Here is a 239-nt window from a genome sequence, read left to right as displayed (position 1 = left end):
GAGCAATGGATTGAAGCTCCATGTGTCGGCGGTTCGATTCCGTCTCGCGCCATTTTGTTAAGCGGGTGTAGTTTAGTGGTAAAACTACAGCCTTCCAAGCTGTTGTCGCGAGTTCGATTCTCGTCACCCGCTTTATTTGGAAACAAATAACCAAGCATTAGCTTGGGCGCGTAGCTCAGATGGTTAGAGCGCACGCCTGATAAGCGTGAGGTCGGTGGTTCGATTCCACTCGTGCCCAT

The 239-nt window shown here is 51.0% G+C and carries 2 tRNA genes; both read left to right on the top strand.

The features are described 5' to 3' along the window. Positions 1-61: 61 nt before the first annotated feature. A tRNA-Gly gene (locus tag AX663_RS00610) sits at positions 62-132 on the top strand. 32 nt (positions 133-164) lie between these two features. Next, positions 165-238 (top strand) — tRNA-Ile (locus AX663_RS00605). Position 239 lies beyond the last annotated feature (1 nt).

This window comes from Streptococcus sp. CCH8-H5, assembly GCF_001556505.1.
Taxonomy (GTDB): Bacteria; Bacillota; Bacilli; order Lactobacillales; family Streptococcaceae; genus Streptococcus.
This window is presented reverse-complemented; position numbering and strand designations above follow the sequence as displayed.